The 24630-nt window shown below is 64.2% G+C and carries 22 protein-coding genes and 1 pseudogene; 8 read left to right on the top strand and 15 right to left on the bottom strand.

All coding sequences use genetic code 11. The features are described 5' to 3' along the window. Window positions 1–34: 34 nt before the first annotated feature. The 3 genes from RR42_RS24970 to RR42_RS24960 all read left to right on the top strand — a co-directional run bounded on the left by RR42_RS24970 (window position 35) and on the right by RR42_RS24960 (window position 4192). Window positions 35–1243, top strand: a complete 1209-nt coding sequence (locus tag RR42_RS24970) for an acetyl-CoA C-acetyltransferase (protein WP_043353919.1) — start codon at window positions 35–37, stop codon at window positions 1241–1243. Between the two features lie 98 nt (window positions 1244–1341). Continuing rightward, the gene (locus RR42_RS24965; protein WP_043353917.1) at window positions 1342–2499 is read left to right on the top strand and encodes an acyl-CoA dehydrogenase family protein; all 1158 of its coding nucleotides are present in this window, start codon (window positions 1342–1344) and stop codon (window positions 2497–2499) included. Window positions 2500–2659: 160 nt separating this feature from the next. Continuing rightward, entirely contained in the window at window positions 2660–4192 is a 1533-nt protein-coding gene (locus RR42_RS24960) for a class I adenylate-forming enzyme family protein (protein WP_043353916.1), read from the top strand. A gap of 25 nt (window positions 4193–4217) precedes the next feature. On the opposite strand, the gene RR42_RS24955 is transcribed toward RR42_RS24960, so the two are convergent. After that, window positions 4218–5120 carry a LysR substrate-binding domain-containing protein gene (locus tag RR42_RS24955; RefSeq protein ID WP_043353914.1) on the bottom strand — a complete coding sequence of 301 codons (903 nt, stop codon included), beginning with the start codon at window positions 5118–5120 and terminating at the stop codon, window positions 4218–4220. Window positions 5121–5365: 245 nt separating this feature from the next. On the opposite strand from RR42_RS24955, the gene RR42_RS24950 reads away from it, so the two are divergent. After that, window positions 5366–6013, top strand: a complete 648-nt coding sequence (locus tag RR42_RS24950) for a TetR/AcrR family transcriptional regulator (protein ID WP_052494948.1) — start codon at window positions 5366–5368, stop codon at window positions 6011–6013. Window positions 6014–6107: 94 nt separating this feature from the next. Here RR42_RS24950 and RR42_RS24945 read toward each other — a convergent pair whose 3' ends face one another. The 7 genes from RR42_RS24945 to RR42_RS37920 all read right to left on the bottom strand — a co-directional run bounded on the left by RR42_RS24945 (window position 6108) and on the right by RR42_RS37920 (window position 13476). Continuing rightward, window positions 6108–7073 (bottom strand): tripartite tricarboxylate transporter substrate binding protein, encoded by a 966-nt coding sequence (locus tag RR42_RS24945; RefSeq protein ID WP_043353913.1) that lies wholly within the window; start codon window positions 7071–7073, stop codon window positions 6108–6110. Window positions 7074–7111: 38 nt separating this feature from the next. Further along, on the bottom strand, window positions 7112–8356 hold the full coding sequence (locus RR42_RS24940) for a CaiB/BaiF CoA transferase family protein (protein ID WP_043353910.1): 1245 nt from the start codon (window positions 8354–8356) through the stop codon (window positions 7112–7114). 229 nt (window positions 8357–8585) lie between these two features. Next, window positions 8586–9770: a CaiB/BaiF CoA transferase family protein gene (locus RR42_RS24935; protein ID WP_043353909.1), complete on the bottom strand. Its 1185-nt coding sequence runs from the start codon at window positions 9768–9770 to the stop codon at window positions 8586–8588. A gap of 170 nt (window positions 9771–9940) precedes the next feature. Beyond that, window positions 9941–10537, bottom strand: a complete 597-nt coding sequence (locus RR42_RS24930) for a hypothetical protein (RefSeq protein ID WP_043353907.1) — start codon at window positions 10535–10537, stop codon at window positions 9941–9943. A gap of 105 nt (window positions 10538–10642) precedes the next feature. Next, complete coding sequence (locus RR42_RS24925) at window positions 10643–11548, bottom strand: LysR family transcriptional regulator (protein ID WP_043353906.1); 906 nt, start codon at window positions 11546–11548, stop codon at window positions 10643–10645. A gap of 2 nt (window positions 11549–11550) precedes the next feature. Continuing rightward, window positions 11551–13107, bottom strand: coding sequence for an MFS transporter (locus RR42_RS24920; protein WP_052494947.1), 1557 nt, complete (start codon window positions 13105–13107; stop codon window positions 11551–11553). Window positions 13108–13122: 15 nt separating this feature from the next. Continuing rightward, window positions 13123–13476, bottom strand: coding sequence for a hypothetical protein (locus RR42_RS37920; RefSeq protein WP_052494946.1), 354 nt, complete (start codon window positions 13474–13476; stop codon window positions 13123–13125). A 245-nt stretch (window positions 13477–13721) separates the two neighbouring features. Between RR42_RS37920 and RR42_RS24910 the strand changes: the two genes are divergently transcribed. From RR42_RS24910 to RR42_RS40505, 4 genes are all read left to right on the top strand, one after another. Then, a complete protein-coding gene (locus RR42_RS24910) occupies window positions 13722–14639 on the top strand; it encodes an alpha/beta hydrolase (protein ID WP_043353904.1) in 918 nt (305 codons plus the stop codon). A gap of 101 nt (window positions 14640–14740) precedes the next feature. After that, entirely contained in the window at window positions 14741–15676 is a 936-nt protein-coding gene (locus RR42_RS24905) for an alpha/beta hydrolase (RefSeq protein WP_043353902.1), read from the top strand. Window positions 15677–15771: 95 nt separating this feature from the next. Further along, the gene (locus tag RR42_RS24900; protein ID WP_043353900.1) at window positions 15772–16410 is read left to right on the top strand and encodes an SDR family oxidoreductase; all 639 of its coding nucleotides are present in this window, start codon (window positions 15772–15774) and stop codon (window positions 16408–16410) included. A 23-nt stretch (window positions 16411–16433) separates the two neighbouring features. Then, window positions 16434–16583 carry a hypothetical protein gene (locus RR42_RS40505; RefSeq protein ID WP_158408310.1) on the top strand — a complete coding sequence of 50 codons (150 nt, stop codon included), beginning with the start codon at window positions 16434–16436 and terminating at the stop codon, window positions 16581–16583. A gap of 89 nt (window positions 16584–16672) precedes the next feature. On the opposite strand, the gene RR42_RS24895 is transcribed toward RR42_RS40505, so the two are convergent. The 7 genes and pseudogenes from RR42_RS24895 to RR42_RS24865 all read right to left on the bottom strand — a co-directional run bounded on the left by RR42_RS24895 (window position 16673) and on the right by RR42_RS24865 (window position 24442). After that, window positions 16673–17503 carry an enoyl-CoA hydratase/isomerase family protein gene (locus tag RR42_RS24895; RefSeq protein ID WP_043353899.1) on the bottom strand — a complete coding sequence of 277 codons (831 nt, stop codon included), beginning with the start codon at window positions 17501–17503 and terminating at the stop codon, window positions 16673–16675. 88 nt (window positions 17504–17591) lie between these two features. Next, window positions 17592–19532, bottom strand: a complete 1941-nt coding sequence (locus tag RR42_RS24890) for an AMP-binding protein (protein ID WP_052494945.1) — start codon at window positions 19530–19532, stop codon at window positions 17592–17594. Window positions 19533–19866: 334 nt separating this feature from the next. Beyond that, window positions 19867–20646: an IclR family transcriptional regulator gene (locus tag RR42_RS24885; RefSeq protein ID WP_043353898.1), complete on the bottom strand. Its 780-nt coding sequence runs from the start codon at window positions 20644–20646 to the stop codon at window positions 19867–19869. Between the two features lie 103 nt (window positions 20647–20749). Continuing rightward, window positions 20750–20926: pseudogene (locus RR42_RS39905) on the bottom strand (LysR family transcriptional regulator); the annotation flags it as partial. 28 nt (window positions 20927–20954) lie between these two features. Continuing rightward, on the bottom strand, window positions 20955–21701 hold the full coding sequence (locus RR42_RS24875) for an IclR family transcriptional regulator (protein WP_236702182.1): 747 nt from the start codon (window positions 21699–21701) through the stop codon (window positions 20955–20957). A gap of 509 nt (window positions 21702–22210) precedes the next feature. Further along, a complete protein-coding gene (locus RR42_RS24870; RefSeq protein ID WP_043353894.1) occupies window positions 22211–23374 on the bottom strand; it encodes a porin in 1164 nt (387 codons plus the stop codon). 849 nt (window positions 23375–24223) lie between these two features. Next, on the bottom strand, window positions 24224–24442 hold the full coding sequence (locus RR42_RS24865; protein WP_043353893.1) for a CoA transferase: 219 nt from the start codon (window positions 24440–24442) through the stop codon (window positions 24224–24226). Window positions 24443–24630 lie beyond the last annotated feature (188 nt).

Here is a 24630-nt window from a genome sequence, read left to right as displayed (position 1 = left end):
CATCTACCCAAGAGAGATTTCCAAGGAGACTTCCATGCGCCGAGCCGCTATTGTCACTCCCCTCCGTACCCCCGTCGGGACCTTCGGCGGCAGCCTGCGCCCCGTGTCCGTCGAGGAACTGGCCGCCACCACCGTGCGTGCCGTCGTGCAACGCAGCGGCATCGACCCCGCGCGTATCGACGACGTGGTCTTTGCCCAGTCCTACGCCAGCAGCGAGGTGCCTTGCGTAGGCCGTTGGGCCGCGCTGCAGGCCGGCCTGCCGGTAGAGGTGCCGGGCATGCAGCTGGACCGCCGTTGCGGCGGCGGCCTCCAGGCCATCGTCACGGCCTCGATGATGGTGCAGAGCGGTGCCGCCGACGTGGTGATCGCCGGCGGCGTCGAGAGCATGAGCAATATCGAGTACTACACCACCGACATGCGCTGGGGCTCGCGCTCGGGCAACGTGAGGTTCTACGACCGCCTCGACCGCGGCCGCGAGCGCTCGCAGCCGGCCGAGCGCTTCGGCAAGATCTCCGGGATGATCGAGACCGCCGAGAACCTGGCCCGCGACTATGGTATTACCCGCGAGCAGGCCGACGCCTTCTCTGTGCGCAGCCACGAACGCGCTGCGGCCGCATGGGAATCCGGCCGCTTCGATGCCGAAATCGTTCCAGTGCAGGTGCCGCAGCGCAAGGGCGATCCGGTGACGTTCGCGCGCGATGAAGGCTTGCGCCCCGGCACCACAATGGAAAGCCTGGGCAAGCTGCGCGCGCTGATGCCGAACGGCACCGTCACCGCCGGCAACGCCAGCCAGCAGAACGATGCCTCGGCCGCCTGCCTGATCGTGGCCGAGGACAAGCTGGCCGAACTGGGCCTGACCCCGATGGCGTCGCTGGTCGGCTGGGCTGCGGCAGGCTGCGAGCCGTCCCATATGGGCATCGGCCCGGTGCCCGCGGTGAAGAAACTGCTCAAGCGCCTGAACCTGAAGCTCGACCAGATGGACCTCGTGGAACTGAACGAAGCCTTTGCCTGCCAGGTGCTGGCAGTACTCAAGGGCTGGGACTGGAACGACCAGGACGCGATCGAGCAAAAGCTCAATGTGAACGGCTCGGGCATCTCGCTGGGCCACCCGATCGGCGCCACGGGCGTGCGCATCCTGGCCACGCTGCTGCACGAACTGCAGCGCCGCGGCGGCCGCTATGGACTGGAGACCATGTGCATCGGCGGCGGCCAGGGCATTGCCGCGGTCTTTGAACGCTACTGAAGCGACCCCATTACGCCTGGCCAAGGCACGGCCCTGTTCACAGCGTGACGAAGACGGCCGGTCTGCGCCTGCCGTCCCGCCATCTAGGAAGACCTGAAATGATCCGTGATAACGACACCCTCGAAGCCCTGCTTGACAGCGTACGCCGCTTTGTGCGCGAACGCCTGGTGCCCGCCGAGGCACTGGTAGCCGAAACCGATGAGATCCCGCAGGACATCGTGCAGGACATGCGCGACATGGGCCTGTTCGGCATGACCATCCCCGAGCGCTTCGGCGGCCTGGAACTGACCATGGAAGAGGAAGTGCGCGTGGTCATGGAGCTGTGCCAGACCTCGCCGGCGTTCCGCTCGCTGCTGGGCACCACCGTGGGCATCGGCTCGCAGGGCATCCTCATGGATGGCACTCCCGAACAGCAGGCCGCCTGGCTGCCGCGCCTGGCCACCGGCGAGATCCTGGCCTCGTTTGCGCTGACCGAACCCGATGCCGGCTCGGACGCCGGCTCGCTGCGCACTAGCGCAATCAAGGATGGCGACCACTATGTGGTCAACGGCACCAAGCGCTTTATCACCAACGCGCCGCAAGCCGGCATGTTTACGCTGATGGCGCGTACCAATCCTGACATCAAGGGATCGGCCGGGGTTTCGGCATTCATCGTCGACGCCAAGACGCCGGGCATCAGCTTCGGCAAGCGCGACGTGAAGATGGGCCAGAAAGGCGCGCACACCTGCGACGTCATCTTCGAGAACGTGCGCGTGCCCGCAGCTAACCTGATCGGCCTGAAGGAAGGCCAGGGCTTCAAGACCGCGATGAAGGTGCTGGACAAGGGGCGCCTGCACATCGCCGCCGTCAGCGTCGGCGTGGCCAGGCGCGTGCTGCGCGACGCCCTGAACTATGCGCTGGAGCGCAAGCAGTTCGGCCAGCCCATCAGCGAGTTCCAGCTGATCCAGGCCATGCTGGCCGACAGCCAGGCCGAACTCTATGCGGCCGAATGCATGGTGATCGACGCCGCTCGCCGTCGCGACGAGGGCCGGAACGTTTCCACCGAAGCCTCGTGCTGCAAGATGTTCGCCACGGAGATGGTGGGCCGCGTGGCGGATCGCGCAGTACAGATCCTCGGCGGTTCCGGCTACATCTCCGAATACGGCATCGAGCGTTTCTATCGAGACGTGCGCCTGTTCCGCCTTTACGAGGGGACCACGCAGATCCAGCAGATCATCATTGCCCGCAACATGATCCGCGAGGCGCGCGACGCCTGAAGGTCGCCCGTAGCCGGCCCGGAGCAACGGGACGCCTCGCGTGTCAGGCGTGGTGTACCGCCGGGATTGCACCCCACTTCCGGCGCACATCCACTGGCGTCGTTCTGCTTGCGCTACGCCCTGCGGAACGGCTTTCCACCCGCACAAGGATTTCCGCCAGATGCCACCGGACCGAGAACCTGCACAACGGATCAGCGAAATCCCGCGCCACTGGGCCATCCAGGCACCCGGGCATGTGGCGGTCTTCGAGGATGGCCGCACCACCACTTTCTCGCAGCTGTGGGCGGGTATCGAGGATGCACAGCGCTATCTGCAGGCGCAGGGCGTCGGCACCGGCGACCGGGTGCTGATCGCGGCCGAGAACTGCCTGGCCGTGATCACACTAGTGTTCGCCTTGTCGGAACTGGGGGCGTGGCCAGTCGTCGTCAATGCCCGCATGACAGAACGGGAAATCGAGGTGATCCGGGCGCACTGCCGGCCACGCCTGATGTTGTTCACCCACGCTGCGTCGCCGGATGCGTTGCGGCACGGCGTGCGCTATCGGGCCCGGGAGATTGCCCCGGCCGGTCTGGGCCCGCTGATGGCGAGCGCCGTCGACGAAACCAGCGAGCGCGAGCCTGAAGCACTCGCGCGCGATGTCGCCGCGCTGATCTATACCTCCGGCACGACGGGGCAGCCCAAGGGCGCGATGGTCACGCACCGGGGCCTGCTGCACTTTTCGCGCGTCACGGTCGATTCCCGCCGCATGCAGGCCGACGACTGCGCCTACGCGGTCATGCCCATGTCGCATGTCTTCGGGCTGGGGACGCTGCTGCTATCGACGTTACATGCCGGCGCCAGCCTGTACCTGTGCGCGCGCTTCAATGCGGCGGATGTCACCGCGGCAATCCGGCAGGGTGCAATCACGCTGCTACAGGGCGTACCGATGATGTTCAGCCGTATCGTCGCCCACGTGCGTGCGAGCGACTTGCCGTTGCTGCCCTCGCCGCGGCTGCGCTATCTCTACACGGGCGGCGGGCCGCTCGATCCGACGCTCAAGCAAGAGGTCGAGACGATGTTCGGCCAACCGCTGCACCATGGCTACGGGATGACCGAGTATGCGGGTTCGCTGTTCGTGACACGCATGGACCGGCCGCGCACCGATTGCTCGGCGGGCGAGATCGTCGAAGGCGCGGAGCTGCAGGTGGTCGGGCCGAACGGCAAGCCGGTGCCGGAGGGTGAACCGGGCGAGCTATGGGTAAGAGGTCCCGGTGTCATGCGCGGCTACTACCATGCCCCGGACCTGACCGCCGACGCCTTGCTCCCCGGCGGCTGGCTCAACACCGGCGATATCGGCCGGCTGGGTCCCGACGGCGCGTTGTTCATCGTCGGCCGCACCGGGGAGCTGATCATCCGCTCCGGCTTCAACGTCTACCCGAATGAAGTCGAATCGGTCATCAACACGCATCCGTCCGTACGCCGGTCTGCCGTGGTCGGGCAGCCCGCCGCGGACGGCAACGAGGAAGTGGTCGCCTTTGTTGAAATCAAGGATGGAGAGAGGTTCGATGCGGGGGCTCTGCACGCCTACCTGATCAATCGCCTGTCGCCATACAAGCGCCCCGGAAAGATCCTGCGCGTGGCCGCGATTCCGACGACGGCCAGCGGCAAGCTGCTCAAGCACCAGCTCCGGCAGATGGTCGCCGCGCAGAAGTAGCAGAATCAGGGTTTCGTGGGCGCCTTCAGTCCTGACGACCGAGGCCATCCTCGACCAGAAGGTCCACCAGCTTGCGCGCAAACAGCGGCAATGCGCCGAGATCCGCAACGCATATCTGCAGCTTGCGCTCAGCCCATTCATCGTTGAGCTGGACGATCCGCAGCGCCATCGTACTTGCATGGCGGCGGGCGGTGGTTTCCGGCAGCACGCCAACACCGGCATTCGCCTCGATCATCCGGCAGGCTGTCTCGAAGTTGCTGACCTGGACGCGCCAGCGCAACGCGCGCTGCAAATCCGCCGCCGCCCGCTTGAGGAAATTGTGGATCGCACTCGCTTCCGGCAAGCCGATGAAGTCGTAATCCAGCGTATCGACGAAATCCACGCTGCTGCGCTCGGCCAGCGGATGGCTCAGCGCAGCGGCTAGTACCAGGCGGTCGTTCCGGTATGGCATGACTTCGAGCCCTTCGGTACGCACGTTGCCGGCGACGATGCCGATGTCCACGATCCCGTCCTGCACCGCGCGCACGATGTCCGGGCTCAGCCGTTCGTGCATGTCGATGGTCACGTCCTGATGGTTGACAAGATAGGTGCGCAGCACGGCTGGCAGGAACTCGCTCATCGCCGTGGTGTTGGCGAAGACGCGCACATGGCCTTTCACGCCCGCCGCATACTCCTGGAGATCGCCGCTCAGCTGCTCCAGCTGGCGGAGTACGCGGCGCGCGTGGGCGAGCAACGTCTCCCCCGCACCGGTCACCTTCACGCCCTGGCTGCTGCGGCTCAGCAGCTTGACGCCGACGTGTTCCTCCAGGTTCTTGATGCGGGTGCTGGCCGCGGCCAGGGACAGATGCGAGCGTTGCGCACCGCCGGTCAGGCTCTGGGCCTCCGCGATATGCGTGAACAGTTTCAGATCGACCAGATCAAAGCGCATCACATCCTTCCCAAACTTTGTACCGGATTATCTCCCAGGGCAGCGCGCAGTACGCCAGAGCAGTGCCAATTCCCGACCCGCCGGGCGTGAATTGCCGCCCGCTTACAGGCCTGACCGTTTTCCAGTCCGCCCGCGCGGGCGTAACCCCACAAACGTTAGGTAGATTTTGTGCGCCCGATGCAGTAACTTCCATGGGGAGTATCTCCACAACCCTGTCAGGAACCCGGCTCAGGCCCTCATAAGTCATGACAAAACGCCAGGCAAACGCCACCACTGTGGACACCCGCGAGAACCTGATGCGCCTGGCGGCGCGCGCCTTTGGCACGCAAGGCTATGCCGCCACGACCATGCGCGGGATTGCCGACCAGGCCGGCATCGAAGCGGCCAGCATCTACTACCACTTCTCCTCGAAGGAAGAACTGCTCGACGCGGTGATGGAACACGGCGCCCAAAGCATCTTTGCGCACACGCAGGCGCGCATCGCGGCGCTCCCGCCAGGCGCCGACTCCGAGCAGCGCTTCCGCGCCGGCCTGCTCGGCCTCTTCAGCGCAATGATCAAGTACGGCGACTACACCCTGGCGCATGGGCGCCAACTGGCCGAGTTGCCGGACAAGGTGCGCGAGCGCCATCTCAAGCGACGCGCCCAGCATCAGACATTCTGGAGCGGCATGCTGGAAGACCTGCGCACCGAAGGACACCTGCGCGAAGACGTCGACATCGCCCTGTGCCGCGTGTTCGTCCTGAGCACGATGACTTCCGTGCAGACCTGGTTCAACCCGAAGAAGGGTTCGCCCGAAAAGGTGATCGACGAACTCTGCGCGATCCTATTTGAAGGCGTCCGGCCTAAGCAGGTGCGCAAGCCGGCGCGGCGGGAGCAGGCTGTGGCTTCGTGAGCCAATACAGCAGCAGCACCTCCCGATCGCGGACAGGATTCCCCCTCTTCGTCATGCGGGAGAGGGGGGGAATGCCCCCAGCATGCCGGCATGGTTATCCTGCCTTCGCCTGAGACAGCGCCACCAGATGCTTCCAGCGCTCAAGTTCGGCTGGCGCATTGGCGCGGGCTCTGGCAGCGTCTTGGATGTCGACCTCCAGCCCCTGGCTGATGCAGAACGCCTTGAAGGCCGGCGCCGCGGCGGCTCTAGTCATGGCGTCGGACAACTGAGTGACGATTGCCTGCGGCGTGCCGCGGCGGGCAAACGCCCAGATCGGGGTGACCAGTTCATAGCCCTTCAGGCCGGCCTCGTCCAGGGTGGGCGCGTCGGGAAAATAGCCCGACCGCTGCTTGCTGGTCACGGCCAGCACCCGCAAGCGCCCCGCCTTTACCAGCGGCAACGACGTGGCCACGCCGCCGAAGCCGGCATCCAGCTGTCCGCCCGCCACATCGATTGCGACCTGCGCCGGCGCCTTGTATGCAACGTGGTTCATCCGGATCCCGGCCATATTGCTCATCAGCGCCGCAGCCATCTGCGGCGTGGTGCCATTGCCGGGTGAGCCATACGACAGCTCGTCCGGCTTGCGTTTCGCGGCGGTAATGAGATCCCGCACTGTGTGCAACGGTGAGTTCGCCGCGGTGACCAGCACCATCGCCGAGGTCGCCAGGCGGGCGATTGGCTCGAAGTCGCCGACCGCGTCATACGGCGTCCTCTCCACGAACTGGTTCGAGTAGTGCGCCGCGTAGTTGAACAGGATCGTATAGCCGTCGGCGGGCGCCTTTGCTACCAGATCTGTGCCGATGATCCCGCTGGCGCCCATGCGGTTCTCGACGACGAACGACCCGCCCATCGTCTTCGTCAACTCCGCGCTCATGTAGCGCGCAACGACGTCTGTACCGGAGCCCGGGCTCAGAGGCACGATAAAGCGGACCGGGCGCGACGGGTAGGCCTGCGCAAGTGCAGACAGCGGAAGCGTTGCCAGCGCGGGTAGCAACTGCAGGCAGGTACGGCGTGAAATCATTGCGTTATCTCCTGTTGTATCAGCCGGCGGGGCAATGGTTAGACAATCCCCGTTTCGCGCAATGCCTGGATCTCTTTGGGGCTGAGCTTGAGCAGCCTGCCGTAGATCTCCTCGTTGGCACCGCCCAACTCCATAGCAGGCTGGTCGAACTGCGAAGGCGTCGCCGAGAACCGGATCGGCAGGCCCATGCCCACCGCGTCCACCGGGCCGAACTCGGGGTGGGCCAGGTTCATCAGCGCGCCGCTGTCATGCAGACGCTGGTCGTGCAGCACCTCGTTGGGCTTGCGCACCGGCGCGCAGGGCACGCCGCGGTTGTCCAGCAGTTCGCGCACCACCTCGGCCGAGCTGCGCTGCTTCGTCCAGCCCGCGATTACCTCATTGAGTGCCGCGGCATTGCGCATGCGCGGCCCGCGGCCGCTGAAACGGGGGTCCTCGAGCAGCTCGGGCTGACCGATCGATTCCAGCAGCCCGCGCATCCAGTCCGGCTGGAACGCGACAATTGCCACGTGCCCGTCCAGCGTCGGGTAGACCCCGAACGGTGCGAGCCGGTCATGGTAGTTGCCAGTGCGCGAAGGATAGCCTTCCCGTCCCATGACGTCGAAGTGCTCTTCAGCCACCCACGATGCCAGGCAATCCAGCATCGACACCTGCACACGCTGGCCCTCGCCGGTGCGGCCCCGATGGATCAGCGCGGCCAGGATGCCGTTGACGACATACATCGGCGCGACCAGGTCCGCGATTGGCAGGCCGCAGCGCGTCGGCGGGCCATCGGCGTAGCCAGTGACCTCCATCAGGCCGCTGAGCGCCTGGACGATGATGTCCATGCCCTTGAGCCCTGGGAACGCACTTGGCTCGCCCATCGCCTTGACCGACGCATAGACAATGCGCGGATTTCGCTGCTTCACCTGCTCGTAGTCCACGCCGAGCTTGGCGGTGGTGCCCTCGCTGAAGTTCTCGAGCACCACGTCGCATTGCTCGGCCAGCCGCATAAATAGCTCGCGGCCCTGCTCCGATTTCAGGTCCAGCGTGATGCTCTTCTTGTTGCGGGCCCGGTTCAGGACCGTCAGAGATACCTCGCCGTCTTCACGCTGGCCAAAGTGGATGCCGTGGCCGCCCACGAACGGCGGGTTGGTTCGTGCGATGTCCCCACCACCGGGCGCTTCCACGCGGATCACCTCCGCGCCCATTCCGCCAAGCAGCAGCGAGCCATACGGCCCGGCAAGCGCCACGGTCAGGTCCAGTACGCGGATGCCTTCGAGTGGCCGCGATTGATTTGCTTGCACTGCTGTCTCCTTTCTTGTCGGTCCGGCGTCATGCGGCCGGGCCATTTCGACTTCCATTGCCTTGCAACTGTTAGCTACGCGAGGGCATCGTGCTTTCCGGGCCTTTGGCCCGGGACAGGTCCCGGTAGCCCTTATTCGATGCTAGTGGAACCGGGCGGTTGCGCTCAAGTAGTCACTGGCGAACCACCAGTTCGCATTGTGCGAATTGCTCGTGGTGCGGATCGCGCTGTCAGACGATGCCGGCCTTGCGCATGGTTTGCACCTGCGAGCGGTCGTAGCCCACCTCAGCCAGCACCTCTTCGGTGTGTTCGCCAACCGTGGGCGGCCGCCGCGCGACATCGGGCGGCGTACGCGACAGGACTGCCGGCGGCGCCACGATCGGTGCCTTGCGCGGCAATCCAGGGTAGTCGAGCCAGATGTAGGCGCCGGACTCCTGGATCGACGCATCATCCAGCGCCTCGCGCGGGGAATAGATCGGCGCCGCCGGGATCTTGGCCTTCTCCAGTTCCCGCAGCGCGTCATCGCGAGTGCGGGTGGCGCACCATTTGCTCATCAGGTCACTCAGGAACTCACCGTGCTCGCCGCGCCGCAGGTCGTCGCTAAAGCGAGGATCGTCCACCAGTTCCGGCGCATCGATCAGATTGGCCCAGCGCCGGAACAGCGGCTGCCCGATCACCTGCGCGATGATCCAGCCGTCGGCCACGCGGAAGATGTCCGAGGGTCCATAGGAGGGGCTGCGGTTGCCCATCGCCTGCCGGTCGATGGCAAGCGCCGCTTCCTCGATCAGCGCCCCGCTGGACAGGTTCAGCGCCGTCTGCAGCAGCGACGCCTCGACGCATTGCCCGCGTCCGCTGTTGCGGCGCTCGTACAGCGCCATCATTGTGCCTAGCGCACACGACAGGGCGGTCGAGAAATCGACCACCGGCACCATCGCCTTGGTGGGACTGTCCGGTGTGCCCGACATGTAGACTGCGCCGCTCATCGCCTGCCCCACCCCGTCGAAGCCGACCCGGTGGCCAGCGGCTTCATGTGAGCCGAAGGCCGTCGAAGCGGTCAGGATGATGCCGGGGTTGATCGCGCTCAGCGTCGCGTAATCCAGCCCCAGGTTCGCCAGCGTTTTCGGCGGCATGTTCGCCACCACCACGTCAGCCGTCTCGACCAGGCGGCGCACCACCTCACGGCCCTCCTCGCTGTCGATATCCAGCGTGATCGAGCGCTTGTTGCGGTTGCACTGCAGGAACAGCGCCCCTTCCCCCGAGTCCGTGACCGGCACGATGAACCGGTCTTCGCTGCCACCGACCCGGTCGATACGGATGACGTCGGCACCGTAATCGGCGAGCAACGCTGCGCAGAACGGGCCGGCAATGAAGCGCCCGAAATCGAGGACGCGGATACCTTCAAGCACCTTGGACATATTCTTTAGCTTCCATCTCACTGGCTGCCTCGTCCGGGTGAGACGACGGCTGATGGAATCGATCCTGACGGCCGGCCCTTCGCCGGTCAATCAAGGCTCACAAGACGTTCCGTGCATCGAAATGGTTTGGCCGGGTCGGCACCCGGAACTGGCGTGCCACGTCGCCCAGCTCAGGCGACCGAGAGCCGACGGCCCGACGAGCGGCCGGTCGCAAGCCGCCTTGCCGCATCCATCGACAAGCCGAAGCGGTCGTAGAAAGCGGAGTCGAGGTCACTGGTGACAGGCCAGCCGGCGAAGCGCCCCAGAGCGGACACCGCAACATCGCCCGCCATCGCTTCGAACAGCACCCGCATCAGCCGTTGCGTGCGGCAAAGATCGGTCAGGGCCGTCCCCTGCGCGAACAGCGTGCGGCGAACCTGCGCAGTCGACAGATTCAGCCGCTCAGCGATAAAGGCGGCGCTCCACGCGTACTGTGGCTGCAGGAAAACACGTTTGCAGATACGGTGATGCAGCGAAGCGTGCGGCGCCGCCGGCACCATATCCCGGATCTCGAGGACGCAGGCGGCTGGCTGCACGCTGCTGCCGTCCAGATGCAGGTCGATGGCATCGAACGGCTCGATGGTGACCTCCTGCCCGGGCAGCAGCATGCGTTCATACCCGCGCCGCCTGATCACCAGCCTCCCGTGCGTGGCGGCGACAGACAGCGGGAAGGCCAGCAACTGCCGACGCAGACTGACGTGCATGTGGGACTGCAGATGAACGCGCATGGAGGCTCGGAAAACGGTCAGGGACGATGAATATCATCGCCGCCAGGCCGGTTTCCCGCCTATGCAATTTCCGAACACCCCGTTTACCGCGACGGCAGGGCGTCGCTATTCGTCGGCACTGCCGACGGCGTCCAGCAAGGCGCGCACCTTTGCCGGCATCAGCCGACGCGCAGGCGTTAACGCATAGATCCTGGATGGCGATGAGTTGAATGCGGGCAAGACCCGCACAAGGTCGCCGCGCTTGACATAGTCTTCGACAAAGCTTGACGCAAGGCGCGCCACCCCCAACCCGTCAACGGCCGCCCGGACGCGCATCTCGGCATTGGAGGTCCGGATGCGTGGCTGCACCGGCACGCGCGCTACCTCTACGCCGCCCTGGCAGATCTCCCAGTACTGATCAGCGGGCTCCGCGATGGCGGGCCATGCTTCAAGTTCCTCCGGCGCCTGGGGAAGCCCCCGCGCGCTGCACAGCGCTACGGATGCATAGAAGGCCCGCTCCATTGCCACCACCCGCTTGCTCACCAGCGAGCTGCTCGGCAGTTGCGTGGTGGTCCTGACAAAGGCAACGTCGTACCCCTGCTCTATGAGATCGGGCACCCCTCGTAATTCATCGATCTCGACGCGCAGGTCGGGATACGCCTTGAGGAGCCTGGCGAGTGCCGGGGACAAATGCAGCCATCCGCTCTCGTACGGCGCGCTCACCCGCAGCGTTCCCCGGACTTCCAGCGTTGCCGACTTCGCGTCGGCCGCGACGTCACGCAGCGCTATCAACAGCGGCGCCGCACGCGCATAGAGCGCCTCGCCGGCCTCGGTGACGCGCACGCGGCGGGTGGTTCTCTCCAGCAGCCTGATGCCAAGCTGTTGCTCAAGCCGCGTCACCGATGCGCTGACAGAAGATTTGGGCAGCCCAGCCCGAGTGCCGGCGGCCGTGAAACTGCCGGCCTCCACGACCCTGCAGAAATTGTCCCAGTCGCGCCAGTCGCAGGCGTCGTCGGCTTCTTCGGGTGCCATCTTCAGTCTATCCGCTTTTGCCACATCGCAAAGATGCCGCCGCAGATGGCAACCCACGTCAAAAAATAGAGGCCATCCAGCGTGCTCAGGAAGCTTGCCTGCTGCGTGACCATACGGCCGATTTCATGCAGCGCCAGGCTGGCGGCTTCATTGTTGGTGTGGCCCATGCTCTCGAAGGCATGGACCATCCGATCGCGCGTGGCCTGGTAGGTCGGGTTGAACGGGTTCACGAACTCAGCAAGACGAGCTTCATGAAGAGCGAACCGGTGCTGGTCCAGGATGATCATGGTCGCGGTCGCAAACGAGTAAGTCAGTTGCTTGACGATGTTCTTGAAGCGGTAGCCATGGTTGAACTCTTCTACCGCGAAGATCCGGAAGGTGACGTTGGCCACAGGCAAGGCCACGAACAACAACAGCAGGCCGCGCAGCACCATTGGCACCACCAGCCACGACATGCTGGCGCCGGGCGGCATGCGGGTCATCCAGGCGCCGAAAAGCACCGCCAGCAGGAAGCCGGGGACGATCATCCATTTCTTGTGCCGGACCAGCGATGCGTACCGGAAGTACGCGAATGCCAGAGTCAGCGACACCAGCGAGGTGATGCCGACGAGTTGCCCCGCGTTCTCCACCGGGTACCCAAGGCCGCCCTCCAGGAAGCGCGAAACCAGGTAACCCATTGAGTGACTCAGATAGTAAAAGAGTACGTACAGCACGAGCCCGACCTGGAACGTCTTTTCACGCAAGGCATGGAGGCGAACGAGCGGCCGCGGGTGATGCCATTGGTGCCAGACGAACCACGCCAGCGCCAGCAGGCCGGCCACGGTCAGGAACACGAGTGCGGGCGAGGCGCTGAACACCTCAAAGCGCACCTGCTGCATCACTATCAGCAGCGCACCCAGTCCGGAGGCAAACAGGATATACGGCCAGAAATGCGCGTCGCCGCGCGCTTCGGGGTGCACCTGGCCGGAATGCGGCACGGCCAGCCAGGCAAACAGCGCCAGAGCGGCACCGCCGAGCGCCGTGCCGGCGAACAGCGCGCGCCAGCCGAAGTGTGCGATCAGATAGCCGCCGGACAGTGGCGCGAGCGCGCTCGCCAGCAAGATCATCACCAGGAACACCTGCATGGCAGCCGGGCGCTGCTGCGGGTTGAAACTGACCTGCAACTGGATGCGGCACGCGCTCATCATCGGGCCGATAAAGTACCCCTGCAGCCCGCGAGCCACTGCCAGTTCCTTCGACGATTCGGACAGTGCGGTCGCCACCGAGCCGGCGGCAAACAACAGCAGGCTGGCGCTGACATAGCGCCGGTAGCCGATGCGCTCGACCCACCACTGCTGCTGCAAAATGCCGAGCACCGAAGTCATGGCATATGCCGTCGATGCCCAGACCAGCTCATCAGGCGACGCATTGATGCCGCCCGCGATGTGTCGCGTGAAAAAGCCGAACATCGCATTGTCGAAATAATCCAGCCCGGTGGCAAGGGCAATCGCCCAGGCGAACACATTCATGCGCGGCTGCTTCCCGTCGATCTTCTGCAACCCGGCCGATATGATGTTCATCCCTTTGCTTCCTGCTTACCTTGGTGCCCCGGACTCCGCCCCCCCCGGCGCCTGCACCCATTGCAGCGCTTCTTCCGCAAGGTACCGGATCGACCGTTCCTCCAGCAGGTGCAGCACACGCGTCGCGGTCTCTATGTCCGCCTCGGGAATGTCGCCAAGGAGCTTCACGCGCAGCGCCGACGCGGCCTTCTCCAGACGCTCGGCAACTTCCTTGCCCTTACGTGTCGGCTTCACGACCTTGATGCGCCGGTCCGTGGGGGCCAGGCACCTAGGATTAACGCGGCGTTGCACGGAGGTCAACGCCGGAGCCTTCAGTGTTCCGTACTTCAACTTGCCGGGCGCGGATTTCGATGCTCGGAACGCTGCCATGGTGTTTATTGATAGGTGCCAGTAACTGGATCAGCATCAATGTCGCAAACGCCGGTACCCAGCCAAGGAACGCAGTGTCGGCGTCACGCGACCCGCAGCAGGTCGGAGGGGTGCGCACCGCACTGCACATTGTTAAGCGAGGCTTAACTCTGATGTCTTCATCACCCCGTTTATCTTTCGCAATCCAGTTCCTATCATTGCCTCATCCACACGCCCATCACCGTTCACACACGGAGTGACCCATCATGCAAACAGTCAATATCAAGAACCTGAACGGCCAGGGCATCACCATCGCCGCAGTCATCCACTTCCCGGCGGGCTTTGAGCAGGGCGGGAAATATCCGGCCGTCGTCGTGACCCACCCCGGCGGCGGCGTGAAGGAGCAGACCGCCGGCCTGTACGCGAAGAAGCTGGCCGAAAACGGGCTGGTCGCCATCGCGTTCGACGCCTCGTACCAGGGCGAAAGCACCGGCGAGCCGCGCCAGCTCGAGAACCCGTACGTCCGCACGGAGGACATCAGCGCGGTGGTCGACTACCTGACGACGCTGCCATACGTCGACGTGGAAAGGATCGGCGCCATGGGCATCTGTGCGGGCGCCGGCTACACGGCCAACGCGGCCATCAATGACCGGCGCATCAAGGCGGTCGGCACGGTCAGCGCGGTGAACATCGGCCAGATGTTCCGCAACGGCTGGGAAAACACGATCCGCGACGCCGACGCCATTCCCGTGCTGGAACTCGGCTCAAAGGCCCGCACCAGCGACGCCGGCAAGGCGGAACTGGCCACGTTCCCGTTGGCCCCGATGCGCAAGGAAGACGCGCCGAACAAGGAGCTGGAAGAAGCGTGGGAGTACTATCACACGCCGCGCTGCGAGCATCCGAACGCGCCCGGCTTCATGACGACGCGCAGCCTCAACCAGATCATCACCTACGACGCCTACAACAAGGCCGAGGCGTTCCTGACGCAGCCGCTCCAGATCGTAGCCGGCAGCGTGGCCGGCAGCAAGTGGATGAGCGACGACCTGTTCAACCGCGCCGCCAGCAAGGACAAGAGCTTCCACGTGGTCGAGGGCGCCAACCACATGTCAATGTACGACGTCACCAAGTACGTCGACGAGGCCGTGTCGGTGCTCGTGCCGTTCTTCCAGCGCACGCTGAAGTAACCACGCCTCGCCCCCCCTCCCGTCGCCAGGGACTGCGCGCATCGCGCTCCCCTGCGCCGGGCCGGCTGTACTCAAAACGGTTTATCAACAGGAGAGCCATCATGACTTCGAGCGTCATCAGGCACGTTACTTACCAGAACCTGGGCTGGGAATCCGCGGCCGACATCTATCTGCCGCAGGACTTCGACGAAAGCAGGAAGTATCCGGCCATCGTCAGCACGCACCCGATCGGCAGCTGCAAGGAGCAGACCTCCGGCAACGTCTACGCCGCGGCACTGGCGAAGGAAGGCTTCGTTGTCATTGCCTTCGATGCGAGCTTCCAGGGTGCCAGCGGCGGTTCGCCCCGCTTCATCGAGGATCCGGCGATCCGCGTATCGGATATCCGGTTTGCCATCGACTACCTGGTCACGCTGCCGTATGTCGACGAGAAGCGCATCGGTGCCATCGGCGTGTGCGGCGGCGGAGCCTACACCATCCACGCCGCGATGACCGACCATCGCATCAAGGCGCTGACTTCGATCACCGGCGTCAACTTCGGCCGCCTGATCCGCGAAGGTTTCAGCAACTTCGACCCCGTCAGCGCACTGGAAGCCATGGGCAAGCAGCGCACCGCGGAGGCCCAGGGCGGAGCGCGCAACGTCATCAATTACCTTCCAGCGTCGGTGGAGGAAGGCAAGAAGAACGGCGTCACGGACATCGACGTGCTGGAGGCCACCGAGTACTACAAGACACCTCGCGGCCAGAAGCCGAATGGCGCCACCAGCGGGCTTTTCTCCTTCAACAGCGCCGCCATGGGCTGGGATGCGTTCCTGCATGCTGAAGTGCTGCTGACCCAGCCGCTGATGATCGTGATCGGCGACAAGCCGGGCGGATTCGGCGCGTACCGCGATGGCTGGGAGATCTACGGCCGCGCGGCATCAAAAGACAAGCACATCGTGATCGCGGAAGGCTGGTCGCACTACGACCTGTATGACAAGCCGGAGCCGGTGGCCCTGGCACTGGCCAGGGCCGTGCCGTTCTTCAAGGAACACCTGTAACCCATGCCAGATGAGCCGCGTCGTTGCCCACGGCGAGCCCGCCCTGGACGACCGGCTCATGCCTGGCGCCCTCCCGCTTATCTAAGGAACAAAGCATGAACAATATCCTGGTTCTTGGCGCCAGCGGCCAGATCGCGCAATGGGTGATCCAGGCGCTGGCCAACCGCAGCGACACCGCGCTAACGCTGCTCCTGCGCAATCCGAAAAGACTCTCAGGCAACGAGCCCTCGAACTCGAAGATCGTCATTGGCGATGTTCTGGACAGGAAGCTGCTCACGCAAGCCATGGCCGGCCAGGACATCGCCTATGCCAACCTGACCGGCGAGAACCTCGACGTACAGGCGGGAAGCGTCATCGCGGCGATGCGGGCGTCGGGGGTCAAGCGCCTGGTCTTTGTGCTATCACTTGGCATCTACGACGAAGTGCCGGGCAAGTTCGGCCAGTGGAACGACGCCACGATCGGCGAAGACCTGAAACCTTTCCGCCGCGCGGCCAATGTCATCGAAGCCTCGGGGCTCGACTACACCATCATCCGCCCGGCGTGGCTGACCGATGAGGACGAAGTCGACTATGAGCTGACGGGGCGCCACGATCCCTTCAAGGGCACCGTCGTGTCGCGCAGGAGCGTGGCCGATCTTATCGTCAAGGTCATTGAGTCGCCGCAACTGCACGCCGGCGCAAGTCTTGGCGTGAACAAGCCGAATACCGACAGCGACAAGCCGTATTTCATGTAAGCCGGAACTGATCGGATCGGGGAATGGCGAGAACGACCATGCCGATCATGCAATGGCTCGTTGCTGCGTTGGGACCGGCTCTCGTCGCTGTAACTGGCGCCCTGCTCTCCGTCAACTGGATCGAGAGCAATGGCGACCTGGTCAGTGCCAGTGCGACGGCAGCGCCCGGCTAAGCGACCCTGTTACTCACAAGGACGCCGGCTGGCTGGTCCGCCACTGAATGATCCGCCGCGGTGACGTGCCGCGGCGGTCAGGCGCAAACTCAGGCGGTGGTCGTACGCGGGAAGACCGGACCGCGCTTCTCACGGAACGAGGCCACTCCCTCCTTGACCTCGGGGCCGCCGAAGCCAAACATCTCCAGCGCCAGCGAGGCGTCGAAGGTCGGGCCTGCCTGGCGCAGCCAATTGTTCAGCGCATACTTGGTCCAGCGGATCGCCGACGGTGCACCATTGGCAAGACGGGTGGCGATCGAGACCGCCGTGTCCTGCAGATCCGCCTCATCCACGGCCAGCGACACGAGGCCCATCTGCTCCGCCTTCTCGCCGCTCACCGGCTCGCACAGCAGCAGGTGGTACTTGGCCTTGGCCATGCCGCACAGCAACGGCCACACGATCGCTGCGTGGTCGCCGGCGGCAACGCCGAGACGCGTATGGCCGTCCACCAGTCGGGCGGTGCGAGCCGCCACCGAGATATCCGCCAGCAGCGCAGCGACCAGTCCCGCACCGACTGCGGAGCCATGGATCGCCGAAACGATCGGCTTGGAGCAATTGATGATGTTGTAGACCAGGTCCTTTGACTCGCGCCAGACGCGGGCGCGCGCATCGAAGGAATCGATCATCTCCTCGACCATTTCGAAGTCGCCTCCGGCCGAGAAGGCCTTGCCCGCGCCGCACAGCACCACGGCGCTCACGGTCGGGTCGGCGTCGATATCACGCCAAACGCGGGCGATCTCGTCGTGGCCACGTGCATCCAGCGCGTTCAGGCGCTCGGGACGGTTCAGCGTGATGCGCAGTACGCCCTCGCTAGGGCGGTCAAACGCCAGGCTCGAATACTGTTCGTAGGCCGCGCCCGGCGCGGCATTGCTTTTCGACATGGGATCTCCTGAATAAAAGTGCGGGGGAGTGTGCAGCGAACAATGAAATACACATGCCCCCGTTAATCGATGCGGCGTCAATACGCCATCAATGCGCTGCGGCAGCACGAATCTCATCAAGCGCCGGCGGATTGTCCAGCGCGGACAGGTCGCCGGCAGGCACGCCGGTGTAGACACTGCGGATGACGCGCCGCATGATCTTCGAGCTGCGCGTCTTCGGCAGCTGCGCCACTACGTGGACCACGGACGGGCGGAACGGGCGGCCCAGGCGGCCATCGACATGCTTGCTGACAACGGACGCCAGCGCTTCCTGCGACAGCGCCATGGCGGCAGATGGCACCAGGAAGACCACCAGTTTCTGTCCCTTGACCGGATCCTCGACGCCAATCGCGGCGGCCTCGGCGATCTCCGGCAGTTCCAGCAGCACGTCCTCGATCTCGGCGGGCCCGAGCCGCTTGCCTGCCAGCTTGATGGTGTCATCGGAGCGCCCCATCATGAACCAGGTGCCATCGTCGCGGCGCAGCGCCAGGTCGCCGTGCACCCAGATGCCCGGCACCGTGCGCCAGTAGGCGTCGAGGTAGCGCTCGTCGTCCTGCCAGAACGACTGCGTCATGCCGACGAAGGGCCGGCGGATCGCAAGTTCGCCCACGGTGTTGGTCAGCGATTTGCCATCGGCATCCACCACGTCGGCCGCCACTGATGGCGATGCTGTGTTGAACCCGGCCGGGCTGATCGGCTTGACGATCACGCTGGACAGCAGCGCACCGGAAACCTCGGTGCCACCGGTGTAGTTGATGACGGGACTGCGGCCACTGCCGAACGCCTTCTGGAACCACAGGAAGTGCTCGGGATCGATCCCCTCCCCTGCCGTGATCAGCAACCTGACCGTCGACACATCGCCTTGCGTGGCGATAGGCTCGTTGGCGGCCAGGCCCCGGATCAGCGTGGGCGCGGAGCCGAAGTGAGTCACGCCATAGCGCTCGACGATGCGCGACATGCGCGACCAGTCCGGGAAATCCGGGGCGCCGTCATAGCAGACCAGCGTCGCGCCGCGCAGCAGCGCGCACGACATCACCAGCGTGCCGGCCACCCAGCCCATGTCCGCGGGCCAGCAGAACACATCCTTCCCGCTGACATTGAAATGGACGGCGGAATCGTGCGCGATCTTCATCGGAAAGCTGCCGTGGGTATGCACGGTGCCCTTGGGCTTCCCGGTGGTGCCCGAGGTATAGATGATCATGAAGGGATCGTCCGGCGACATCCGCGCCGGTGCTGCGTCGGGCTGCGAGGCGGCAACCTGCTGCCAGTCCAGCACCTTGCCGCTGAAGTCGATTGCCTCGCCAGCATGCTTCCAGACGACGATGCCGAGGTCCGGCAGGCGCGACAGGCCCTCGTCGACCAAGCTGCGCGTATCGACCCACTTGCCGCGGCGCGAGAAGCCGGTGGTGGCTACCAGCGCGCTGGCCGAGCATGACGACAGCCGCGACACGATCGCATCGACGCCGAAGCCGCTGAACAGCGGCACCGTCACCGCGCCGATCCAGGCAATGGCCAGCGAGGTCACCGTCGCCTCGACGCCGTTTTCCATCAACAGGCCAACGCGGTCGCCGCGCTTCACACCCAGGGCCTTCAGCCCGCCGGCGAAGGCGGCGACCTTTTGCGCCAGCTCGGCATAGCTCAGGCGCTGGGCGGATCCGTCCTCGCGCTCGGCAACAACCGCGGCATGCGATGCCATCGCGGGATCATCTGCCCACTTGAGCGCGGACTTGACCCAGTTGAGCTGCCCACCCGGGAACCACTTCGGGAACGGCTGTCCTTTCGACGCATCTACGTACTTCTCGTAGGGAACGTCCCAGACCATGCCGCAGAAGTCGATCACGGCATCCCAATAGGCGTCGGGCTTCTCGTTCGAGAAGGCCAGCAGTTCATCGTAGTCCTTCAGGCCCAGGCGCGCGACCAGCGCCGACACGTTCGCCGTGGCGATATCGTCTCCCGTAGGGATCCAGTCATTGTGCAGAGAGTCACTCATTGAAAATCCAGCGTATTGGTTGCACGGTTACTGCGGCGCGATGTGGGCAAGGCAGGCCCCATGCAGCATCGGGGGCTCCACGCCGCGCCATCTCCATCGCATGGAACCAGCGTGCTCGACGCGCCTGCGCGAGTCAATCGTCCCGGCGGGGTTGTGCCGTACTTTGGAATGCCGCGGCGCGGCATGCATCCGGGCGTTGACGGGGGTTACCCCGCACGGGCGCCGGCGTAGTTGAATCCGTTGCCCCAATTTTCATTTCCGAAGTACGGAACACAATCCAGGCCTACGCTGACGAATGATGCGGGACGGATACACGATCCCCGCTACCAGCGCCTTAAGCCTCGGTACCGACATCGCGCAGCAGCACCATCAGTTCCACCGCAGCAGCCTTGAGTTCCGGCACCATGCTCGCCCGTATCGACTCGACGTCCGGCCGAAGTTCGACCGCGCCGCAGTTCAGCGCCATCAGCATGCCGGCGCGGCCCACGCTTAGCGGCAATGCAATGCCGTATGCGTTGCGCTGGTATTCGCCGACCGACATGCAGACGCCGGTCTCGCGCAAGTCATCGAATGCGGCTTCTATGTTCTTCCTGATGTCTCCCGCCTGCGGACCCGCGGCCTCGATCACGGATGCCACGTAGTCAGCCCGTGCGTCCTTGGGCAACCCCCACAGCCAGGCGCGCCCGATCGCCGTCAACCCCATCGGCAGCAGCGACCCCACGCCCAGCCGCAGCGTGGCGATGCGCGTGCTGGTCCGATAGGCAATGTAGAGCATGTCAAGCTGGTTAGGCACCGCAAGTGCAACGGACGCGTTGAGCCGGTCGGCCAGTTGCTGCATGAACGGATGGGCGAGCCGTGTCACCGCGTTGGTTTCCAGGTACGCGTGCCCGATGCCAAGCGGACCGCCGGCCAGCTCGAATTGCGGCCCGCCCGCCACCCTGCGCAAGAAGCCCAGGCCGACCAGCGTCATCGTCAGCCGGGACACCGTGGACTTTGAGAGCCCCGTTCGACGCACCAACTCACTGTTGGTCAGGGGCACCCGCTCCGCGCGAAAGGCGCGCAGCACCTTGAGGCCACGCTCCAGCGTCAAGGTGACCGGTGAGGATTGAGTCATTGCCACTCCGTGCGCCTTACAAAAGGTAGGAAACGCGCCATCAGGCCGGGGGACGCGCCCGAGTGCAGGATTGGGCATCCACGGCCACATGAGCCTTACGATTGACAATATCCTCCAAGTCTCGGATACGCTTGATTGCAGGCTTGATTGCAGTCGATGCGGCAACGTTCTCGCGGATTGCGGCGCGCCCGATCTGCTGTTGTTCGATGGCGGAAAGGAACGGCCGCAGCGTGAGACGATCGACTTGGCGGATGACGTGGAGGCGGTTGAATTTCGTCATGGATTTCGGTGCGGCTATCTGGCTCGCGTCACTCACGTGCCGTAAGCCGCTCCTGCAGCAATTGTGCCGTGGCGACCAGCCGCGGCCCGAGCTCCCGCTCGACTCGGGCACGCTGCATGCGGGCGGTACGGCCAATGCAGGCCAATGCCAGGGGCGGTTGGTCCGGCACGCAGACTGGCGCGGCGACTGTGGCCAACTCCGGCTCCCACTCGCCGAGCGACATACAGAAGCCCCGTTCCTGGACCTGAGAGATCTTCTCGGCCATGCGCCGCCGTAGCGTCGGCCACTCGCGGCCGGCCTTGCGCTCCACGTTGCCCTGCAGGTAGCAGCGTTCCAGTTCCGGGATCGCGGCCAGCAAGGCCGATCCCATCAGGGAAGACGCAATGTGCAGTCGCGTACCCGGCGTCAGGCGCAGGTCCAGCACTACCTGGCTGCCTACACGGCTGTCGAGAACGATCACATCGAGCCGGTCCCGTGTGCCGAGCACCACGTAGGTATCGGTAGCTTCGGCGAACTTCCGCATTTCGACGCTGGCCTCCCGCCGAACCGCGGGGTCGGCGATGGCTGCGTAACCGAGCGACAAGGAGGCCGCCGTAAGGCGGTACTTGCGGCGCCCTTCGTCCTGGTGCAGGTAGCCCAGTGCGACCAGCGACTGCATCAGGCGGGAGACCGTCGGCGCGGGGATGCCGGTTTCGAGGGAAACGTCCTGATTGCCCAACCACACCTGCTCCGGGCCGAAGGCTGCCAGCACGGCCAGGCCGCGGGCCAGCGGCATGACCCTCACCTGGCCTTCCGCGGTAGCTGATCGGCCCGGACTTTGAAAGATCGTGCCGATATCGTACTGGTGATCCCGCAACCTTGCGCCGGCTGGCTGCAACATGGGCGTCTCCGTGTGCATGAGGTGTCGTCCCGTCCGAGGAAAATCCACATCCGGATTCGAAATTACCTTACAAACGTTAGGTGTAGTTTGAACGGTGAATCGCATGAGTGCCATGGGGGTTAACCCACTTCATGAGCGCCTCACCCTCACCGTCAGGCCAACGGTGCTGCGCGCTGCATCCCGCGGGAACCCGCGAGATGCGAAAGCTACACACCCGCCGCAGCTTGCCATTACGCATCTGTGGAATGCGGGCGAGCGATGCGATTGCATGTGATTCCATGGAAGCCGTTAGGCCCGAGCGAATTTCCCGCGCCACCTGCATCGCGTCGCCCTGGTGGTTAGTGAAGACAGCCGCGATCCGCCTGGCAAGGCAACGTGGCCCGCCAGGCAGATATCGAACGACTTTAGAACTTGTGGCGCAGGCCGACAGCCACGCCCAGCATCGAACTCCCCCCACTTGGCAGTACGTAGCTGGAGCCAAGGGAAAGGCTGGTGAGGTAGCCGGTCGCCAACGAATCAAGTGTCAGGCCGGCGTTCTTGGAGTATGCGGTGCTCAGATAGACATCAGTGCGCTTCGAGAAGGCATACGTCGAAATAAATGCGATCTGCCAGGGATTGGCTGCATTCGTATTGCCGTAAAGGTTCTTCAGATTGTCGTACGAATACTCAAGCGTGAAACCCAGGGCAGACGTTGCCTGATAATTGGCGCCAATCCAGTAGTAATCGTCGCGCAACATCACGACGTCCGTTGCATTCTTGCTCTGCCCCCAACGGTAGCCCCCCATGATCTTCGCCGGGCCAACGGTATAGCTCGCAGCAACCGACGCTTTTTTGACTGATCCGCTGGCGATGCCAATCGACGGATTCCACTGGTCGTAGCCGATGGTTCCGGCAAACGGACCCACCGCATACATCGCGGCTGCACCATACGCGCTGTCGCGGCGGAACTGCCCGGGAACCTCTCCGTTGCCGCCGACTGCAGGCACTCCCGCGGCGACCTGAGGCTGAGTCAACCCGACACCGAACGACCAGTGAGCCCATGCCGACAGAGGACCAAATTGCCCCGTGTACTTGATGGTATTGTCCTCCCGGTAGTTGCCACCGTTCTGCAACACCGTCGGCTCGTAGAGCGTCGCGTAGGAAGCCGGGGCGAAGTTGGCCAGCGCGTCGAACATCGAGGTGTACTGACGACCAAAAGTCAGCTGCCCGAGGCCGGCGCTTTGCAGGCCGACGAAAGCCTGACGACCAAACATCCGGCCACTTTGCTGGCCGACACCCGTATCCGCGGCATAGCCGCTTTCGAGTACGAAGACTGACTTCAGCCCCCCTCCCAGGTCTTCTGTGCCACGAATACCCCAGCGCGATCCGGACAGGCCACCCGAGCCCATGCGGTAAGCACTATTGGCGGTCCCAGGGTTGAAACCGTTTGTTGCCTGAGGCACCGCGCCAACATGATTGACATACTCGACGTTGGCATCGACCACGCCATAGAGCGTCACATTTGTCTGCGCAAATGCGCTTCCCGCACCAGCGAGCATTGATACCGCAGCAATGCACTTCAACTTCATAATCGCCTCCTCCTTCTTTCTGGTTTGGACGTGGGTTTCCCGTCCGGTTTGGTAACGACTTCGCTACTCATCTTTTTTTTGACACTACCAAGTCACTGAGACCCACTCGAGAATGGAATTCGAATGACGTCCCAATTCTTGACTTGCTGCAGCCATGTAGCCGATATGACCGGCCGCTTTCTCGGAGAGCTTGTGGCGGAGCGTTCGGTGAGTGGAGGTACCTGTTCGCGCCCTTAAAAGAATGCGACGCCGCAGTTCGTACAACAGCGATGGCATGAACCGTGTGCCAGCGGCGCCCACCGAGTGATCAAAGGCAATGGTGCAACCGTCTAGGCTCAGCCGCCCCTCCATTTCGTCAATGGAGTTGTCCCACCCTTTCACATAAGCGAGCGCTTGGCATGCCAAGGTGCATTGAGTACCACCAGATCCATCAGATCGAAACGCCGTCCAGTTTGTTGCGACAGCTTCTCGACCGTCGCTCGTTCCGTGGTCCCACTCCCTGCGTTTACTTGTTATGGATCGGCTTCGATTGTCTCCTTGTCGCGCGGATGAGAAAACAGGCTTCGGCGACTAAGCATAGAAATGGACGTCGGTAAGTTCAACGCAGGAGCCTTGGATGTCCCGTACAGTGGAAGAAAGGGCGATGGTGAGCTGCTGCGAAAAGCTGAACCGGGAGCAGCTTCCTCCTGGTGGTGACAGCTGAACAACGGCGTTCTTCACGCCCGCCAGATTGCAAATCGAGATCGCGCTGGGAGCGGTGCGGGGGACGGCAAATGACGCAGGCGTCGGGCCATGCGCGATGTTGAACTCGCCTGTTGGAGCGTGGCAAGATCATCGGGATCCTTGATGTCAAGGCTGATGAAGCGCTTGCCGCAGTTGATGGCATGGAAGGCCGCGCCGCTGCCCTTCCACTTGCTCGGCCCCCAAGCCGAGCGCCGAATCGCCCGTGGGTCGCTCGATCTTCCAGACGTCTGCGCCGAGCGCCGCAAGGATCTGGCCGGCGAACGGCGCCGAAGCGCTGTCACTCCGCTCGACCACCACCACACCGTCAAGAGGAAAGTCATGCATTGCTGATACGCTCCTTCGCTGGATATGCGTTGCGTTGCATCTGCTTGGACCGGACGCATGCGCGAAGCGTAGAGGTGCGCCACCGTCTCTCCAACTGGCCTTCTTCGAAACGGCGATTCCGAGGGATTGAAGTGGCGAGTCGCCGTGGACTACGCAGACGGCAACTACGCGCTCACGACAACGGATGC

This window comes from Cupriavidus basilensis, from assembly GCF_000832305.1.
Lineage (GTDB): Bacteria > Pseudomonadota > Gammaproteobacteria > Burkholderiales > Burkholderiaceae > Cupriavidus > Cupriavidus basilensis_F.
Note: the sequence above shows the minus strand (reverse complement) of the source record. Positions and strands in the feature narration are given on the sequence as shown.

Bases quoted from the DNA above. Each gene is read 5' to 3' on its own strand.
- RR42_RS24970 (WP_043353919.1), top strand. From the start codon at position 35: ATGCGCCGAGCCGCTATTGTCACTCCCCTCCGTACCCCCGTCGGGACC.
- RR42_RS24965 (WP_043353917.1), top strand. From the start codon at position 1,342: ATGATCCGTGATAACGACACCCTCGAAGCCCTGCTTGACAGCGTACGC.
- RR42_RS24960 (WP_043353916.1), top strand. From the start codon at position 2,660: ATGCCACCGGACCGAGAACCTGCACAACGGATCAGCGAAATCCCGCGC.
- RR42_RS24955 (WP_043353914.1), bottom strand. From the start codon at position 5,120: ATGCGCTTTGATCTGGTCGATCTGAAACTGTTCACGCATATCGCGGAG.
- RR42_RS24950 (WP_052494948.1), top strand. From the start codon at position 5,366: ATGACAAAACGCCAGGCAAACGCCACCACTGTGGACACCCGCGAGAAC.
- RR42_RS24945 (WP_043353913.1), bottom strand. From the start codon at position 7,073: ATGATTTCACGCCGTACCTGCCTGCAGTTGCTACCCGCGCTGGCAACG.
- RR42_RS24935 (WP_043353909.1), bottom strand. From the start codon at position 9,770: ATGTCCAAGGTGCTTGAAGGTATCCGCGTCCTCGATTTCGGGCGCTTC.
- RR42_RS24930 (WP_043353907.1), bottom strand. From the start codon at position 10,537: ATGCGCGTTCATCTGCAGTCCCACATGCACGTCAGTCTGCGTCGGCAG.
- RR42_RS24925 (WP_043353906.1), bottom strand. From the start codon at position 11,548: ATGGCACCCGAAGAAGCCGACGACGCCTGCGACTGGCGCGACTGGGAC.
- RR42_RS24920 (WP_052494947.1), bottom strand. From the start codon at position 13,107: ATGAACATCATATCGGCCGGGTTGCAGAAGATCGACGGGAAGCAGCCG.
- RR42_RS37920 (WP_052494946.1), bottom strand. From the start codon at position 13,476: ATGGCAGCGTTCCGAGCATCGAAATCCGCGCCCGGCAAGTTGAAGTAC.
- RR42_RS24910 (WP_043353904.1), top strand. From the start codon at position 13,722: ATGCAAACAGTCAATATCAAGAACCTGAACGGCCAGGGCATCACCATC.
- RR42_RS24905 (WP_043353902.1), top strand. From the start codon at position 14,741: ATGACTTCGAGCGTCATCAGGCACGTTACTTACCAGAACCTGGGCTGG.
- RR42_RS24900 (WP_043353900.1), top strand. From the start codon at position 15,772: ATGAACAATATCCTGGTTCTTGGCGCCAGCGGCCAGATCGCGCAATGG.
- RR42_RS40505 (WP_158408310.1), top strand. From the start codon at position 16,434: ATGGCGAGAACGACCATGCCGATCATGCAATGGCTCGTTGCTGCGTTG.
- RR42_RS24895 (WP_043353899.1), bottom strand. From the start codon at position 17,503: ATGTCGAAAAGCAATGCCGCGCCGGGCGCGGCCTACGAACAGTATTCG.
- RR42_RS24890 (WP_052494945.1), bottom strand. From the start codon at position 19,532: ATGAGTGACTCTCTGCACAATGACTGGATCCCTACGGGAGACGATATC.
- RR42_RS24885 (WP_043353898.1), bottom strand. From the start codon at position 20,646: ATGACTCAATCCTCACCGGTCACCTTGACGCTGGAGCGTGGCCTCAAG.
- RR42_RS24875 (WP_236702182.1), bottom strand. From the start codon at position 21,701: ATGCCGCTGGCCCGCGGCCTGGCCGTGCTGGCAGCCTTCGGCCCGGAG.
- RR42_RS24870 (WP_043353894.1), bottom strand. From the start codon at position 23,374: ATGAAGTTGAAGTGCATTGCTGCGGTATCAATGCTCGCTGGTGCGGGA.
- RR42_RS24865 (WP_043353893.1), bottom strand. From the start codon at position 24,442: ATGCATGACTTTCCTCTTGACGGTGTGGTGGTGGTCGAGCGGAGTGAC.